We start from the raw sequence: 15,222 nt of genomic DNA on the forward strand, positions 1-15,222 counted from the left end.
CCTAGCCTCGCAGAGAATCGACGAGCTCGCGCGCGGAGGCGGCGTCGTCGAGCAGCGCGCCGACGTGCTCCTTCGTGCCGCGCAACGGTTCCAGGGTGGGGATGCGCACCAGCGACTCGGCGCCGACGTCGAAGATCACGGAATCCCAGCTGGCGGCGGCGATCTCCGTGCCGAAGCGGCGCATGCACTCGCCGCGGAAGTAGGCGCGGGTGGATTCGGGCGGCGTGCTGACGGCGTCCATCACCTGCTGCTCCGTGACCAGGCGTTTCATCGAGCCGCGGGCCACGAGCCGGTTGTACAGGCCCTTGTCGAGCCGCACGTCGGAGTACTGCAGGTCCACCAGCTGCAGCTTGGACGCCGCCCAGCCCAGGCCCTCGCGCTGCCGGATGCCCTCGAGCAGGCGCAGCTTGGCGGGCCAGTCGAGCTCGTCCGCGAGCCGCAGCGGATCGTCGGCCAGGGTGTCGAGCACGCGCACCCAGGTCGCGTGCACGTCGAGGGCGCGGGCGTCGTCGGAGCCCTCGAGGAAGGCGCCCACCCGGTCGGCGTAGGCCCGTTGGATGTCGAGCGCCGTCATCGTCCGGCCGTCGGCGAGCTCGAGCCGCGCGGTGAGGGAGAGGTCGCGCGAGACCTGGTGCACCGCGGTCACCGGGGTGGCGAGCTGCAGGTCCGAGAGGTCGACGCCCGCCTCGACCAAGTCCAGCACCAGCGCCGACGTTCCCACCTTGAGGTACGTGGAGGTCTCCGCGAGGTTCGCGTCGCCGATGATGACGTGCAGCCGGCGGTACTTGTCCGGGTCGGCGTGCGGCTCGTCGCGGGTGTTGATGATGCCGCGCTTGAGAGTGGTCTCGAGACCGACTTCGACCTCGATGTAGTCGGCGCGCTGCGAGAGCTGGAAGCCCGGCTCGTCGCCGTTGGCGCCGATGCCCACGCGGCCGCTGCCGGTGAACACCTGCCGGGTCACGAAGAAGGGCGTGAGCCCGGTGACGATCGAGGCGAACGGCGTCTCGCGCCGGCACAGGTAGTTCTCGTGCGTGCCGTACGACGCGCCCTTGCCGTCGATGTTGTTCTTGTACAGCTGCAGCGCCGGGGCACCGGGCACCGTCGACGCGTAGCGGGCCGCGGCGTCCATCACCCGCTCCCCTGCCTTGTCCCAGATCACCGCGTCGAGCGGATCGGTGACCTCGGGCGCGGAGTACTCAGGATGCGCGTGGTCGACGTACAGCCGCGCCCCGTTGGTGAGGATCATGTTGGCCGCGCCGATCTCGTCGGCGTCGATGATCGGCGCCGGACCGCCGCGACCGAGATCGAACCCGCGGGCGTCGCGCAGCGGCGATTCCAGATCGTAATCCCAGCGGGTGCGCTTGGCGCGCGGCACCGCCGCGGCGGCGGCGTAGGCGAGCACGGCTTGGGTGGAGGTGAGGATCGGATTGGCGGAGGGATCCTTCGGCGCGGAGATCCCGTATTCCACCTCGGTCCCGATGATGCGCTGCATACCGCCCAGCCTATCGGTGCTGATCCCGCCCGCTTCGCCCCGCTCCCGGCGGCGGCGGCCGTCACCCCTCTGTCAGGCCGACTGCCGCCCGATGCGCCACCGCGTCGCGGTCCACAGCACCACCGCCATCAGCGCGAGCACACCGATCGAGATGCCCCATTGCAGGGGCGTCGAGTCCCACAGCGGGTCGATCGCCTGCATCGTCGGCCGCCCGGAGACCGCGTCGATCTGCTTCTGCAGCTCGACGGTGGACGCGCTCGCCGCGAAGCCCCAGCGCGACGGGAACAGCCACGAGATCTGCTCCAGACCCACGCGGTCGTGCAGCGTGAACAGCCCGCCGCTCATCACCAGCTGCACCATGACGACCACCACGAGCATGGGCATCACCTGCTCGCTGGACCTGGCCAGCGCGGAGATCAGCAGGCCCACCAGCGTGGACACGCACGCGAGCACCGCGATGTCGATGACCAGCTCGACGGGCGCGCTGGCCAGCACCGACCCCTGCGCCGTCGACTGCTTCACGCCGAGGATCACGATCGCCATCATCATGGCCGCCTGGATGGTGGCCGCGACGAAGTAGACCAGCGTCTTCGCGGACAGGTACGCGCCCGGTCCGAGTCCGACGGCGCGTTCGCGCTGGTAGATCGCGCGCTCGCCGACCAGGTCGCGCGAGGTCAGCGCGGCACCCATGAAGCAGGCGCCCACGACCAGGAGCACGAGGATCATCTTCGCGCCGCTGTAGCCGTCCGGGAGCGAGTACGGCGAGGCCAGGCCGTCGTCCGCCGGCACGAGCAACGTGATCCCGCCCAGCACCAGCGGCAGCAGCAGCAGGAAGATCAGGTAGGCACGGTCGGCGAGGATCAGCCGGACCTGGCGGCGCGCGATCACCGAGAGCTGCTTGCGCACGGAGGTCTTCCGCGCCTTCGTCGGGGACGGCGGCGCACCCGTGGGCGCGGGCGGCGGGGGGGCGGGGTGCGCGGAACGGTACCGCTGCCAGGCCACGTCGGGCTGCTTGGCCGCGAAGTCGAAGATCTCCGCCCAGTCGCTCGTGCCCATCGCGGCCTTCACGCCCTTCGGCGAGCCGCAGTACGCGGTCTTGCCGCCGGGCGCGAGCAGGAGCACCTGGTCGCACATGTCGATGTGGGTCAGCGAGTGGGTCACGACGATCACCACGCGGCCCGCGTCGGCCAGGCGGCGCAGGGTCTGCATGACCTGCCGGTCCAGCGCCGGGTCCAGACCCGAGGTGGGCTCGTCGAGGATGAGCAGCGACGGGCCGGTGAGCAGCTCCATGGCGACGGACGCGCGCTTGCGCTGGCCGCCGGAGAGCTTGTCCACGCGGGTCTGCTTGTGCTCGGTGAGCTGCAGCTCGGCCAGCACGCCGTCGATCACCTGGTCCCGGTCGGCCTTCGACATGTCCGGCGGCAGGCGCAGCTCGGCGGCGAACCGCAGGGCCTGCAGCACGGTGAGCTGGCGGTGCAGCACGTCGTCCTGCGGCACCATGCCGATGCGGGAGCGGAGCGCGTCGAAGTCGCGGTGCACGTCGCGTCCCTCGAACTCGACCCGGCCGGCGGTGGGCGTCACGGCGCCCGAGACGACCCGCGACACCGTCGACTTGCCGGCACCCGACGGACCGATCACCGCGGTCAGCGTGCCCGGGGCGGCGCGGAAGTCGACGCCGTGCAGCAGGGTCTTGTTGCCGTCGACCGTGAGGGTGATGCCCTGCACCGCGAGGCCGGCGCCCGCGAACTCCTGGGCCTTGGGGCGCTCGAGCCGCCCCTGCTCGACGATGAGGTCGGAGTTGCCGACCGTGACCAGGTCGCCGTCGCGCAGGGGCGTCGGGCCGGCGATCCGGCGACCGTTGACCTGCGTGCCGTTCGCCGAGCCCAGGTCCTCGATGACGAGGCCCTGCGGTCCCGTGAGCAGGCGGGCGTGTCGCCGCGACACCAGCATGTCGCCGATCGCGATGTCGTTGTCCGGCGTGCGGCCGATGGTCATCTGGCCGGTGCCGACGGGCCGCGCGGGCATCTTCGCGACCTGGTACAGGCCGGTGTTGCCGGCCATGGCGCGCAGGTGCGGCGCGACGTCGCCCGCCGGGCGGGGCGGGACGGGTGCCTGCTGCGCGGGGATCGGGGCCGACGGTGCCTGCTGGCGCGGCGGCAGCGGCAGCGGGCGCGACGGGGGCGCGGGTGTGGCCTGCGGTGCCGGACCCGCCTGCGGTCCCGAGTTGGGCGGCATGCCCCCGGTCTCGGGCGGCGGCGACGTCCGAGGTACCGGATTCGACGGTGCGCCGCACGCCCTCGGGAGCTGCTGTACCGGCTGCTGCGCAGCGGCGGGCGGCGGGGTCCGGGGTGGCGGCGGGGGCGGCGTGTTCGAGCGGGCCGCCGCCGAGAAGGTGACCGGGGCACCGGTCCGCGGATCGCCGAACATCAACTGCTGCGAGCCGTTCAGCGCGATCGTGGGCCGGCGCACGCCGCCCACGAAGACGCCGTTGGTGCTGCGATCCGTGAGGATCCACCCCGTCGGCCCCGCGGACGCGACGGCGTGCGTCCGCGAGACCAACGGGTGGTTGATCGTCACGTCCGATTCGAGCGTGCGCCCGAAGGTCACCGTCTTACCGGGGGCGAAGGTCAGCGTCTGCCCGTCCACAGTGACGGTGAGAACCGCGGTATCCGTACTCATCACGGAGCATTCTATTCAGATGCCGCTTGCCCTGGGCTTATGCCGCGCTTGTTGTGCGAACCCAGCGCCCTACAGGTACTGACCGGTGTTGTTCTCGGTGTCGATCGCCCGGGAGGCGCTCGAGTTCTTGCCCGTCACCAGCGTGCGGATGTAGACGATGCGCTCGCCCTTCTTGCCCGAGATCCGGGCCCAGTCGTCCGGGTTCGTGGTGTTGGGCAGGTCCTCGTTCTCGGCGAACTCGTCGACGATGGACTCCAGCAGGTGCGTGATCCGCAAGCCGGGCTGCCCGGTGTCGAGGAAGCCCTTGATCGCATGCTTCTTCGCGCGGTCCACGACGTTCTGGATCATCGCACCCGAGTTGAAGTCCTTGAAGTACATGACCTCCTTGTCGCCGTTGGCGTAGGTCACCTCCAGGAACCGGTTGTCGTCGGTCTCCGCGTACATCCGCTCGACGACCCGCTCGATCATCGCCTTCACGCAGGCCTCGCGATCGCCGCCGAACTCCGCCAGGTCCTCCTCGTGGATCGGCAGCGCCGGCGTCAGGTACTTGGAGAAGATGTCGATCGCGCCCTCGGCGTCGGGCCGCTCGATCTTGATCTTCACGTCCAGGCGGCCGGGCCGCAGAATCGCGGGGTCGATCATGTCCTCGCGGTTCGACGCGCCGATCACGATCACGTTCTCGAGGCCCTCGACACCGTCGATCTCCGACAGCAGCTGTGGCACCACGGTGGTCTCCACGTCCGAGCTGACACCCGAGCCTCGGGTGCGGAAGATCGAGTCCATCTCGTCGAAGAAGACGATGACGGGCGTGCCCTCGGAGGCCTTCTCGCGCGCCCGCTGGAAGATCAGGCGGATGTGCCGCTCGGTCTCGCCGACGAACTTGTTGAGCAGCTCGGGGCCCTTGATGTTGAGGAAGTACGACTTCACCTCGCGCGAGTCGTCGCCGCGGACCTCGGCGATCTTCTTGGCGAGCGAGTTCGCCACGGCCTTCGCGATGAGCGTCTTGCCGTTGCCGGGCGGGCCGTAGAGCAGCACGCCCTTGGGCGGGCGGAGCGAGTAGTCCTTGAACAGGTCCTTGTGCAGGAAGGGCAGCTCGACGGCGTCGCGGATGAGTTCGATCTGCCGGCCGAGGCCGCCGATGTCCGAGTAGTCGACGTCCGGCACCTCCTCCAGGACCAGATCCTCGACCTCGGCCTTGGGGATGCGCTCGAAGGCGTAGCCGGCCTTGGTGTCGACCAGCAGGGAGTCGCCGATGCGCAGCTTGCGGTTCGGCAGCCCGAACTCGTCGAGCCCGGGATCCTCGGAGGCCTGCAGCGCCAGCGGCGCGGCCAGGCGTACCACGCGCTCCTCGTCGGCGTGCCCGACGACCAGGGCGCGAGCCCCGTCGTCGAGGATCTCGCGCAGCGTGGAGATCTCGCCCACTGTCTCGTAGTCCGTGGCCTCCACCACGGTCAGCGCCTCGTTGAGGCGCACCGTCTGGCCCATGCGGAAGGTCGCGACGTCCAGGTTCGGGGAGCACGTGAGCCGCATCTTGCGTCCGGAGGTGAAGACGTCCACGGTGTCGTCCTCGAAGGTGCCCAGGAGCACGCCGTAGCCCGACGGGGGTTGCCCCAGCCGCTCGACCTCCTCGCGGAGCGTGAGCAGCTGATTACGGGCGTCGCGCAGCGTCTCGAGCAGCTTCGCGTTGCGGGTGGTGAGCGCGTCGACGCGCTCGCGCAGCACGGCCGCGGACGTGGCCTGCGGGGCGGACGAGTCCGCCGGCGCGGCCGAGGGACGGGTCGGATCCGGTTCCGTCACGAGTGAACTCCCTTTCCGTGGGGACTTCTCACGCTACCCCTTGTTGGACCGCCGCTGCGGACGCGGCGCGACCGTGCCGTCGGCCAGGCGCCGGCACGTGATGAGGAAGGCGGTGTGCCCCTGCATCCGGTGCGAGGGCCGCACCGCGAGGCCGACGACGTGCCACTCGCGCACCAGCGCCTCCCAGGATCGGGGCTCCGTCCACATCGCCTGGTCGCGGATCGCTTCGACCACCTTGGACAGCTGCGTGGTGGTGGCGACGTAGACCGTGAGCACGCCGCCCGGCACCAGGGCCTTGCCGACCGCGTCGAGGACGTCCCACGGGGCGAGCATGTCGAGCACCACGCGGTCCACCTGCGGACCGTCGTACTCGGCGAGGTCGCCGAGCTGCAGGTTCCAGTTCTCGGGGCGGCCGCCGAAGAACTCCTCGACGTTCTTCGCCGCGTACTCGGCGTGGTCCTCGCGGACCTCCCAGGAGGTCACGGAGCCCTCGGGGCCGACGGCGCGCAGCAGCGAGCAGGTCAGCGCGCCCGAACCCGCACCGGCCTCGAGCACCCGTGCGCCGGGGAAGATGTCGCCCTCGGCCACGATCTGCGCGGCGTCCTTGGGATAGATGACCTGAGCGCCGCGGGGCATCGAGAGCACGTAGTCGGTGAGCAGGGGGCGCAGCGCGAGGTACGGCGTGCCGTTGACGGCCTTGACGACGGTGCCCTCGGGCGCGCCGATCAGCTCGTCGTGCCGGATGCCGCCCTTGTGCGTGTGGAACTCCTTGCCGGCCTCCAGGTGGACGGTGAACTTCCGGCCCTTCGCGTCCGTCAGCTGTACTCGGTCGCCCACCACGAAGGGCCCACTGTTCGCCATGGTGACAGATTCTCCCAGGTCGCCGCGGAAGGTCGGGCAACCGGTCCGGCGGGCCCGGCCCGCGATCACTGCATGGTCATCAGGACGAGCTGGTGCGACGCATTTGCAGCGGTGTAGAGCGCGGCGAGGGAGCGGTATGCGGTCCGCAGGTAGTCGAGCCCTTCGGCGGAGGCCCAGTCGTCGACGGGGCCGATGCCGGCTGTGCCGGACACGGAGTCCGCGGTGATCGCCGTCTCCGCTTCTCGGGAGGCGAGCGCCGACGCAGCTGCCGCGACCTCGTCGGGCGCGACGAGAACGACCGGGCCGTATCCGATCACGGTATCCGGAACGGGCCGGCCGGCGTAGACGACCGGAACGGCGATCCCGTGGGCGCGCAGTACCGCGTCGAGCGCCTCATGTGCCTGGTCGATGTCGGCGGTGCGTCCCTCGCCGTCGAAGCGATCGAACTCCTCGTCCCAGGTATCCGGATCGAAGCCCTGGTCGTTCAGCGCGGCGAACTCGGACGGTGCGACGCGGGCGTAGCAGGCGATGACCGACATCGCTCGATGATAGGTCCGCTAATCCGACCCCGCCGAGATCCTGAATCCGGCGTATCGGTAGGACTGGTACATGGCTGATGACGCGTTCTTCCATCCCGCCGGGACCCTTGATGCAGACGGCGTCGACTACGAGGTCTTCGATCCCACCCCGTCGACCGCGAGCGTGTGGGCGGACACCATGCAGCACGGCGCGCCGCCCGCCGCGATCATGGTGCGCGCCATGGAGAAGCTGGCCGGCGACGGCGCGCGGATCTCCCGCGTGACGATCGACCTGCTCGGCGTCGTGCCGATCACCCGGACCCGGGTGCGGGCGTGGGTCGCGCGGCCCGGCCGCACGATCTCGCTGATCGCCGCGGAGATGGATTGCGTCGACGGCGCCGGGGAGTACCGCACCGTGGCCCGGGCGCAGGCGTGGGCGCTCGCCGCATCGGACACCACCGCGATCGCCCGCGACCTCTCCCCCGCCCTGCCACCGGCCGGCGCCTCGCAGGGCCTCATGCCCGACTTCTTCAAGCACCTGAAGGACCAGGGTTTCCTCGCCGCGTGCGACTGGAAGTTCGTCGACGGCCCCGACGGGCCCGACGGCGTCAAGCAGTGCTGGATCCGGGCGAAGATGCCGCTCGTCGCCGGCGAGGAGCCCTCGCCCCTGGTGCAGGTCTTCTCGGTGGTCGACGCCGCGAACGGCATCTCCGCCTACCTCGATCCCACCGCCGTGACCTGGATGAACATGGACATGACGGTGCACTTCCACCGGTCGCCGAATCCGGTCGACGGCTGGGTCGGCCTGCTCGGCGACCAACTCGTCGGGAACGAGGGCATCGGCACCACGGTCTCGCGCCTCTACGACGGCGACGGCGCCTTCGCCGTGGGCGCGCAGACGCTCCTCGTCGCCGCCCGCTGACGACCGTGGCGTGCTCCGCATCGGAGCGCGCCGTGCGACCTCAGAACCGGCAGCTGCGGATGTCCGTCATGAGGATCGCCTTGGCGCCGAGCTCGGCGAGGTCGTCCATCACGTCGTTGGCCTCCTTGCGAAGCACCATGGCGCGCACCGCGACCCAGTCGTCGTCGGCCATGGGCGCCACCGTCGGCGACTCCAGGCCGGGTGTGACGGCGATGGCACCGTCGAGCAGGGTGCGCGGGCAGTCGTAGTCGAGCATCACGTACTGGCGGCCGAAGACGACGCCCTTGAGCCGCGCGGTGAGCTGGTCGCGGGCGCGGTCTGCGTCGAGGCCGACGCGCTCGATGAGCACGCCCTCGGAATCGCAGAGGGAGTCGCCGAAGGCGACCAGGTTGTTCTGCCGCAGGGAACGGCCGGACTCCACGACGTCGGCGATGAGGTCGGCCACGCCGAGCTGGATGGAGATCTCGACGGCGCCGTCGAGGCGGATCACCTCGGCGTCGAGACCCCGGGTGGCGAGGTCGCGGCGCACCAGGTTGGGGTACGACGTGGCCACCCGCTTGCCGCCCAGATCGGCGACGGTCCACTCCCGGCCGGCGGGGCCGGCGTAGCGGAAGGTGGAGCGCCCGAAGCCCAGCGCGAGGCGCTCGGTGAACTCGGCGCCCGAGTCCAGCGCGAGATCGCGGCCGGTGATGCCCATGTCGAGCTCGCCCGAGCCGACGTAGAGGGCGATGTCCTTGGGACGGAGGAAGAAGAACTCCACCTCGTTGGCGTTGTCGAGGACCGTGAGGTCCTTCGCATCGGAGCGGCGGCGGTATCCCGCCTCGCTGAGGATGGCGGCGGCGGCCTCGGAGAGCGCGCCCTTGTTCGGTACGGCGACCCGCAACATGTGAGTGGTTCCTTCGGGAAAAGTCAGAGGTAGGAGTAGACGTCGTCGAGCGTCAGGCCGCGCTTGACCAGCAGCACCTGCAGCCAGTACAGCAGCTGCGAGGCCTCCTCGGCGAGGTCCTCGTCGCTCTGATGCTCGGCGGCGATCCACACCTCGCCCGCCTCCTCGAGCACCTTCTTGCCCAGGAAATGGATACCGCGGTCCAGCGCCTCGACGGTCCCGCTCCCGGCGGGCCGCTCCTCGGCCTTGGTGGCCAACTCCGCGAACAGCGTCTCCATGGTCTTCACGGAGGTCATTGTCCCACGCGAACTAGAGTGGTCCGTGTGGAGGGCAGTGTGACCGAGGCGACGGCATCGTCGGCCCCGGATACGGACGGGCCCGGCACCCCGCCCGCCAAGGGCGCCACCCAGTACCGGTACACCCGCGCCCTGATCCGGGCGCGACTGCGATTCGTGCGCGCCGCGCGGGACCCCGACCGCTTCCTGCGCGAGAACTACGACGAGTTCGCGGCCCGGCATCCCCTGTTCGCGTGGGCGTGGAGCCTGCTGCACCTCGACTTCGCGGGGCTGTTCGTCGGCGGCCTGTTCCTGATGAGCAGCCTGACGGTGTCGCTGCTCCCCCGGTCGTGGTTCTTCCAGGGCATCGTCTCCGGGATCAACGCGGTGATCGGCTACGCGATCGGCGTGTTCCTCAAATGGGTGATCGTCGACCTGCTGGTGCGGGCGCACCCGATCCGCGACGATCCGCGGCGGGCCCGCTTCGTGCCGGTGTGGCGGGCGCTGATCGTGCTCGGCGTCCTCGTCGGCGGGCTGGCGATGATGGTCGCCGCGAAGCGCTGGCAGGACGATGTGCGTGCGCTCATGGACATGCCGCCCGGATCGAACCTCTGGTACGTCCTCACGCCGGTGGTCGCGTTCCTCGTGTCCGCCGCCCTCATCTCGACCTTCCGAGTGCTGCGCGACCTGAGCCTGTTCCTGGCCCGCCGCGCGAACACCTACCTCCGGGTGCCGCAGCCCGCGGCCAAGGTGCTGGGCGCCGGCCTGGTCGTGATCCTCGTGGTCTTCACCGTCAACGACGTCGGCTTCCGCGCCTTCACCGCGACCGCGAACACCCTCGCCTCGGCGACGAACGACCAGGAGCTGCCCGAGTTCCCGCAGCCGGCCGAGGCGTGGCGCTCGGGATCCGAGGCCTCCGCCGCGCGATGGTCCGGGCTGGGGAACGAGGGCCGCAAGTTCGTCTCCGGCGGCCTCCGGGCGGCGGAGATCGCCCGGTTCACCACGCGGCCCGTCACCGAGCCCGTCCGGGTCTACGTGGGCCTCGAGAACGCCGACACGCCCGAGGACCGGATCGCGCTGCTGCACCGCGAGCTCGCCCGCACCGGCGCCCTCGATCGCCGCCACGTCGTGGTGGTGCCGACCACCGGATCCGGGTGGGTGAACCCGACCGCCGCGCGCGCCGTCGAGCTCATGTACGACGGGGACGTCGCCCTGGTCGCGATGCAGTACTCGTACCTGCCCAGCTGGATCTCCTTCCTCACCGACGGCGAGGCCTCGCTCGCCTCCGGGAAGCGGCTCATCGACGCGGTCGTCGCCGACGTGCGCGCGAGGCCCGTCCCGGCGCGACCCAAGCTCCTCGTGATGGGCGAGAGCCTCGGCTCTCGGGCCGGCGAGGGCGCCTTCGCCGGGCTGCCCGACATCCGCGACAAGGTCGACGGTGTGGTCTGGCTCGGTCCGCCCCGCGCGAATCCGATCCACTCGGCGATCACCGACCGCCGCGACCTGGGCACGCCCGAGGTGCTGCCCACCTACACCGACGGGCTCATCGTTCGCTTCACCGACGGGCAGCGGCCGCTGACCGGGGACGGCAGCGGCTCGGGGGCCCAGTGGCTGGGCCCGCACATCGTCTACGTCCAGCACCCGTCGGACCCCGTCGTGTGGTGGTCGCCGGAACTGATACTGCGCCAGCCGGACTGGCTCCGCGAGCCGCCCGGTCGCGACCGCAGTCCGGCGATGGCCTGGTATCCGTTCGTCACGTTCTGGCAGGTCTCCGCGGATCTCGCGAACGCCGCCGGGGTGCCCGATGGGCACGGGCACAACTACGGGACCGCGATGGTCGACGCCTTCGCCGCCGTCCTGCCGCCCGCGGACTGGACCCCCGCCGACACCGAACGGGTCCGCATGGCCGTCATGGCCAGCGCCGCCATCGACGGCGCGGAGAAGTAGCTGGGAACGGGCCGTCGCGCGCGGCAATGGAGCGAAGGCCGTGACGCGCAACACTTTCGGGGGCTCTCGCCGAGCGGGTCGCGGTACTCGACGCTAGCGTCGCGGAAATGAACCCTCGTTGGTCTGCAGTGTGTGGCCTCCTGCTGCTCCCTCTCGCGGGATGCGCGGCGGCGAACGACGATCCGGCGGCGAGCGAGGTGAGCTTCTCCGCAGTCGCCGGCACGTCCGCACCGGCACCGGCCGCACCGGCCGACGCCGTCGAACTGGCCGCCACCGGAACGGTCTGCGGTTCGGTGGCCGGCGCGCAGGACGACGCGCTCGTCGTGATCCGCAGCGGCTCGGCGAACTGCGTGCGGGTGCTCCGGGCCGCGCGCGCCTACACCGCGGCGGCCGCGCACGCTGACGGGCAGGCGGTCACCCTGGAGACGGGAGGGTGGCGGTGCACCGCGACGGACGCGCGCGGTCCGGCAACCTGCCGGGCCGGCGACGCCTCGTTCAGCGTCGGCTGAGCGGCGCGAAGTCCACCAGCGCCGCACCGGAGAGCGTGCCGAGGTGGCGGGCACCGTCGAGCACCGGCTCGGGACCGACGGTGAGCACCGTGCACCCGGCCCCGAGGGCGGAGCGCGAACCGGTCGGCGAGTCCTCCACCGCGACGCAGTCCGCCGCGGGGAAGCCCGCGAGCTCGGCGCCGCGCAGGTACGGGTCCGGGGCCGGCTTGGGGCTGGGCACCTCGTCGCCGCAGACGGTGGCGACGAACCGGTCGCGCCCGAGGGTGCCGAGCGCGTGCTCGGTCACCTCGCGGATCGTGTTGGTGACCAGCACGAGCGGGACGTCCGCGGCCGCCAACAGGTCCAGGGTCTCGCGGGCGCCGGGCTGCCACGGGATGCCACCGTCGAACAGCTCGACCACGCGGTTCGACACCCACCGCTCCGCGCCGGCGTAGTCGCGGTCCGCTTCCGGGACCTGCGCGAAGTCGAACAGCTTGCGCAGCGCGTCGGCGGTGGCGTTGCCCAGCGTCGACTCCCGCGCCTCCGGCGTGATCTCCATGCCCAGGTCGCGGGTGAACTCGGCGACGGCGATGTCCCAGAGCTTCTCGGAGTCGAGGAGGGTGCCGTCCATGTCGAACAGAACCGCGGCGGGCAGCGACGAGGTGGTCATGCCGCCCACCCTAGGTCGGCGCGCGCACGGGGTGTTAATTCATTCGTCACCCGAACGATGACTGCCTGTGTTCGAATTCCTGACATGCGCAATCGCAGGCTGCACACCGCCCTGGCCCTGACCGCGACCGCTGCGCTCCTCGCGAGCTGCGGCACCTCCGGGAACGACGCGGCGCCGTCGTCCTCCGGCGCGGCGTCGTCGACGGCGAAGGCGAGCTTCACCGTGCCCGGTGTCGACGATCTGCCGGCCGCGAACCCGGACCAGGTGCACCTGCTGGCGTTCAACGACTTCCACGGCAACCTGCAGCCGCCGACCGGCTCGACCGGGAAGATCGGCGGCAAGGAGGCCGGCGGCGCCGCGTACTTCGCCACCGCCCTGCAGCGGCTCAAGAAGCACTACCCGAACACCCTCACGGTCGCGGCGGGCGACCTGGTGAGCGCCAGCCCGCTGGTCTCGGCGCTGTTCCGCGACGAGCCGACGATCAAGTTCCTGAACTCGGTGGGCCTGCAGGCGAGCTCGGTGGGCAACCACGAGTTCGACCACGGCACCATCGAACTGGAGCGGCTGCAGAAGGGCGGCTGCGCGCCCCAGGGCTGCGAGCCCGGCGAGCCCTTCCCCGGCGCCGCCTACCAGTACCTCGCCGCGAATGTCACCAACGAGCAGGGGCAGCTGCCGCCTGGCACCGTCCCGTGGAAGATGTTCGAGGTCGGCGGGAAGAAGATCGCCGTGATCGGCACCGTCACCCCCGAGACGGCGACCATCGTCGCGCCGGAGGGCGTGCGCGGCTACAGCTTCGGCGACGAGGCCGACGCCATCAACAAGTACGTGCCCGAGATCAAGGCCGCGGGCGCGCAGGCCATCGTCGCGACCATGCACGACGGTGGCGCGCAGAAGGGCTCCGGCGAGCAGGACCCGAACGCCTGCCAGGACGTCTCCGCGCCCGTGCCCGACCTCGCCAAGCGGATCGATCCGGCGGTGACCTCCCTGGTCACCGCGCACTCGCACCAGGCCTACAACTGCTCCATCGACGGGCGCACCGTCACCCAGGCGGCGTCGTACGGCCGCCTCATCACCGACATCACGCTCGACTTCAGCGGCCCCGCGGCCAAGGCGACGGCCGTGAACCGCGTCGTGAGCCGGGACCTCCCCGCCGACGCCGCGACGCAGCGCCTCGTCGAGTTCTACGAGAAGGAGGCCAAGCCGCGCGCCGACCGGGTGATCGGCAGGATCCCCACCGAGCTCAAGCGGGAGGCCTTCCCCGGCGGCGACTCGCCGCTCGGCGACGTCATCGCCGACGCGATGCTCTTCACCACCCGCCCGCCGAACGAGGCGGCCGGGCAGATCGCGCTCATGAACCCGGGCGGCGTCCGCGCCGACCTCAAGGGCGGCGACGTGACCTACGGTGCGGCGTACACGGTGCAGCCCTTCGGCAATCAGGTGGTCACCGTCTCGCTCACCGGCCAGCAGATCATCGACCTTCTCGAGCAGCAGTGGCAGAACCCCGCGAAGACGACGATCCTGGCACCGTCGGGCATCACTTACAGCTACGACCCGAACGGCGCGCCCAACCGGAAGGTGGTGCGCGACAGCGTCAAGGTCGGCGACCAGCCGCTGAACCCCGTCGCGAAGTACCGGGTGACCACGAACAACTTCCTCGCCGCGGGCGGTGACGGCTTCAGCGTGTTCACCCAGTCGACCGAGCTCGCCGTCGGCGGCATCGACCTCGACGCGCTGGAGAAGTACCTGCAGGCCACCCCGGACCTGCAGGTGCCCACCAGCCGGGTCACCAAGCTGTATCGATGATCTCGCGCGCGTCCGCGTGCACGGCCTCGCTCGCGGTGCGACCCGTCGCAGCCAGGTAGGCGTCGACGAGGCGGTTGCCCACCGCGTAGCCCGCGCCCGTCGGCACGCCGATCGGGGGCGCTCCGAACCGGCCGGCGATGGCGTCGCCGAGCACCCACGAGGCGAAGTTCTGCATGCCGGTGACGCCGAGGTTGTCGACGACGGTGGCGTAGAGCGCGTCGTCGTGGCGGTGCGGGACCCCGATCCGCGCGGGGCCCAGCTCCTCGCCGTACAGCTCACGGGCGAGGGCGTCCGCCAGGCCCTCCGAAACGATCTGCTCCCCGACGGTGACCGTCGCCGGGTCCCAGACGACGCCGCCGGGGGCGTACCGCACGTTGTGGTCGAACTCGTGGACCGCCATGGCCTCCAGCCGGTCCAGGTTCTCGGGCGACGGCCAGACGTTGAGGTAGAGGTAGCCGGTGACGCCGCCGTTCGCGGTGAGGCCGAGCGCCTCGTCGAGGTAGATCCGGTCTCCCGGATCGCCGACGACGAGCAGGACGGTGAGCTCCGGCAGGTCGACGCGGCGCAGGGCGTCCGCGAGCCGGTCGGCGGCATGGCCGAGCGCCCGCTCGATCCGGCCCCACGCGTCCGCGGCGCGGAGCCGCTCGACCGCGGCGAGGCAGGCGTCGGTATCGCGGTCGAGCGGGAATCCGGACGACGCGGCGTGCATCGCCACCAGGTCGACGGGGCCCGGGAAGTACCGGTACATGCCCGCGACCGGCCGCCACATCTCCTCCAGCAGCGCCGCGCGCTTCTCCTCGGGCGCGCACAGGATCGCGCGCATCGCGGCGTACGTGTCCAGGACGGTGATCTTCATGTCCGCGACGCTAGGACCTCCCGTGACG

13 protein-coding genes are annotated in these 15,222 nt (G+C 71.2%); 4 read left to right on the top strand and 9 right to left on the bottom strand.

Going from position 1 to position 15,222, the window contains the following annotated elements:
• Nucleotide 1 precedes the first annotated feature (1 nt).
• The 5 genes from dop to ACM9LD_RS21275 form a co-directional block, all read right to left on the bottom strand.
• Nucleotides 2–1,492, bottom strand: coding sequence for a depupylase/deamidase Dop (gene dop, locus ACM9LD_RS21255; RefSeq protein WP_415678526.1), 1,491 nt, complete (start codon nucleotides 1,490–1,492; stop codon nucleotides 2–4).
• A 72-nt stretch (nucleotides 1,493–1,564) separates the two neighbouring features.
• Nucleotides 1,565–4,171 carry an ATP-binding cassette domain-containing protein gene (locus ACM9LD_RS21260; RefSeq protein WP_415678527.1) on the bottom strand — a complete coding sequence of 869 codons (2,607 nt, stop codon included), beginning with the start codon at nucleotides 4,169–4,171 and terminating at the stop codon, nucleotides 1,565–1,567.
• A gap of 69 nt (nucleotides 4,172–4,240) precedes the next feature.
• On the bottom strand, nucleotides 4,241–5,968 hold the full coding sequence (gene arc, locus ACM9LD_RS21265; protein ID WP_415678528.1) for a proteasome ATPase: 1,728 nt from the start codon (nucleotides 5,966–5,968) through the stop codon (nucleotides 4,241–4,243).
• Nucleotides 5,969–6,001: 33 nt separating this feature from the next.
• Entirely contained in the window at nucleotides 6,002–6,829 is an 828-nt protein-coding gene (locus ACM9LD_RS21270; RefSeq protein ID WP_415678529.1) for a tRNA (adenine-N1)-methyltransferase, read from the bottom strand.
• A gap of 65 nt (nucleotides 6,830–6,894) precedes the next feature.
• The gene (locus tag ACM9LD_RS21275) at nucleotides 6,895–7,368 is read right to left on the bottom strand and encodes a DUF1877 family protein (RefSeq protein ID WP_415678530.1); all 474 of its coding nucleotides are present in this window, start codon (nucleotides 7,366–7,368) and stop codon (nucleotides 6,895–6,897) included.
• 70 nt (nucleotides 7,369–7,438) lie between these two features.
• Between ACM9LD_RS21275 and ACM9LD_RS21280 the strand changes: the two genes are divergently transcribed.
• The gene (locus tag ACM9LD_RS21280; protein WP_415678531.1) at nucleotides 7,439–8,269 is read left to right on the top strand and encodes a thioesterase family protein; all 831 of its coding nucleotides are present in this window, start codon (nucleotides 7,439–7,441) and stop codon (nucleotides 8,267–8,269) included.
• 40 nt (nucleotides 8,270–8,309) lie between these two features.
• Here ACM9LD_RS21280 and hisG read toward each other — a convergent pair whose 3' ends face one another.
• Both hisG and ACM9LD_RS21290 read right to left on the bottom strand, forming a co-directional pair.
• Nucleotides 8,310–9,155, bottom strand: a complete 846-nt coding sequence (hisG, locus tag ACM9LD_RS21285) for an ATP phosphoribosyltransferase (RefSeq protein ID WP_415678532.1) — start codon at nucleotides 9,153–9,155, stop codon at nucleotides 8,310–8,312.
• Nucleotides 9,156–9,178: 23 nt separating this feature from the next.
• Entirely contained in the window at nucleotides 9,179–9,442 is a 264-nt protein-coding gene (locus ACM9LD_RS21290; RefSeq protein ID WP_068525912.1) for a phosphoribosyl-ATP diphosphatase, read from the bottom strand.
• Nucleotides 9,443–9,478: 36 nt separating this feature from the next.
• Between ACM9LD_RS21290 and ACM9LD_RS21295 the strand changes: the two genes are divergently transcribed.
• Together ACM9LD_RS21295 and ACM9LD_RS21300 are read left to right on the top strand one after the other, a co-directional pair.
• On the top strand, nucleotides 9,479–11,377 hold the full coding sequence (locus tag ACM9LD_RS21295) for an alpha/beta hydrolase (protein ID WP_415678533.1): 1,899 nt from the start codon (nucleotides 9,479–9,481) through the stop codon (nucleotides 11,375–11,377).
• A gap of 107 nt (nucleotides 11,378–11,484) precedes the next feature.
• Nucleotides 11,485–11,886: a hypothetical protein gene (locus ACM9LD_RS21300; RefSeq protein WP_415678534.1), complete on the top strand. Its 402-nt coding sequence runs from the start codon at nucleotides 11,485–11,487 to the stop codon at nucleotides 11,884–11,886.
• Here ACM9LD_RS21300 and ACM9LD_RS21305 read toward each other — a convergent pair.
• Entirely contained in the window at nucleotides 11,873–12,535 is a 663-nt protein-coding gene (locus ACM9LD_RS21305; RefSeq protein WP_415678535.1) for an HAD family hydrolase, read from the bottom strand. The two genes, ACM9LD_RS21300 and ACM9LD_RS21305, sit on opposite strands and share 14 nt — an antisense overlap.
• Before the next feature lie 84 nt (nucleotides 12,536–12,619).
• Here ACM9LD_RS21305 and ACM9LD_RS21310 point away from each other — a divergent pair, with 84 nt between their 5' ends.
• Complete coding sequence (locus tag ACM9LD_RS21310; RefSeq protein WP_415678536.1) at nucleotides 12,620–14,338, top strand: bifunctional metallophosphatase/5'-nucleotidase; 1,719 nt, start codon at nucleotides 12,620–12,622, stop codon at nucleotides 14,336–14,338.
• On the opposite strand, the gene ACM9LD_RS21315 is transcribed toward ACM9LD_RS21310, so the two are convergent.
• The gene (locus tag ACM9LD_RS21315; protein WP_415678537.1) at nucleotides 14,319–15,194 is read right to left on the bottom strand and encodes a DUF2268 domain-containing putative Zn-dependent protease; all 876 of its coding nucleotides are present in this window, start codon (nucleotides 15,192–15,194) and stop codon (nucleotides 14,319–14,321) included. The two genes, ACM9LD_RS21310 and ACM9LD_RS21315, sit on opposite strands and share 20 nt — an antisense overlap.
• Nucleotides 15,195–15,222 lie beyond the last annotated feature (28 nt).

The sequence above is a fragment of the Tsukamurella hominis genome, from assembly GCF_965137015.1.
In the GTDB taxonomy this organism is placed as follows: Bacteria; Actinomycetota; Actinomycetes; order Mycobacteriales; family Mycobacteriaceae; genus Tsukamurella; species Tsukamurella hominis.

Coding starts and splice junctions, on each gene's coding strand:
- dop (WP_415678526.1), bottom strand. CDS start 1,492: ATGCAGCGCATCATCGGGACCGAGGTGGAATACGGGATCTCCGCGCCG.
- ACM9LD_RS21260 (WP_415678527.1), bottom strand. CDS start 4,171: ATGAGTACGGATACCGCGGTTCTCACCGTCACTGTGGACGGGCAGACG.
- ACM9LD_RS21270 (WP_415678529.1), bottom strand. CDS start 6,829: ATGGCGAACAGTGGGCCCTTCGTGGTGGGCGACCGAGTACAGCTGACG.
- ACM9LD_RS21275 (WP_415678530.1), bottom strand. CDS start 7,368: ATGTCGGTCATCGCCTGCTACGCCCGCGTCGCACCGTCCGAGTTCGCC.
- ACM9LD_RS21280 (WP_415678531.1), top strand. CDS start 7,439: ATGGCTGATGACGCGTTCTTCCATCCCGCCGGGACCCTTGATGCAGAC.
- hisG (WP_415678532.1), bottom strand. CDS start 9,155: ATGTTGCGGGTCGCCGTACCGAACAAGGGCGCGCTCTCCGAGGCCGCC.
- ACM9LD_RS21300 (WP_415678534.1), top strand. CDS start 11,485: ATGAACCCTCGTTGGTCTGCAGTGTGTGGCCTCCTGCTGCTCCCTCTC.
- ACM9LD_RS21305 (WP_415678535.1), bottom strand. CDS start 12,535: ATGACCACCTCGTCGCTGCCCGCCGCGGTTCTGTTCGACATGGACGGC.
- ACM9LD_RS21310 (WP_415678536.1), top strand. CDS start 12,620: ATGCGCAATCGCAGGCTGCACACCGCCCTGGCCCTGACCGCGACCGCT.
- ACM9LD_RS21315 (WP_415678537.1), bottom strand. CDS start 15,194: ATGAAGATCACCGTCCTGGACACGTACGCCGCGATGCGCGCGATCCTG.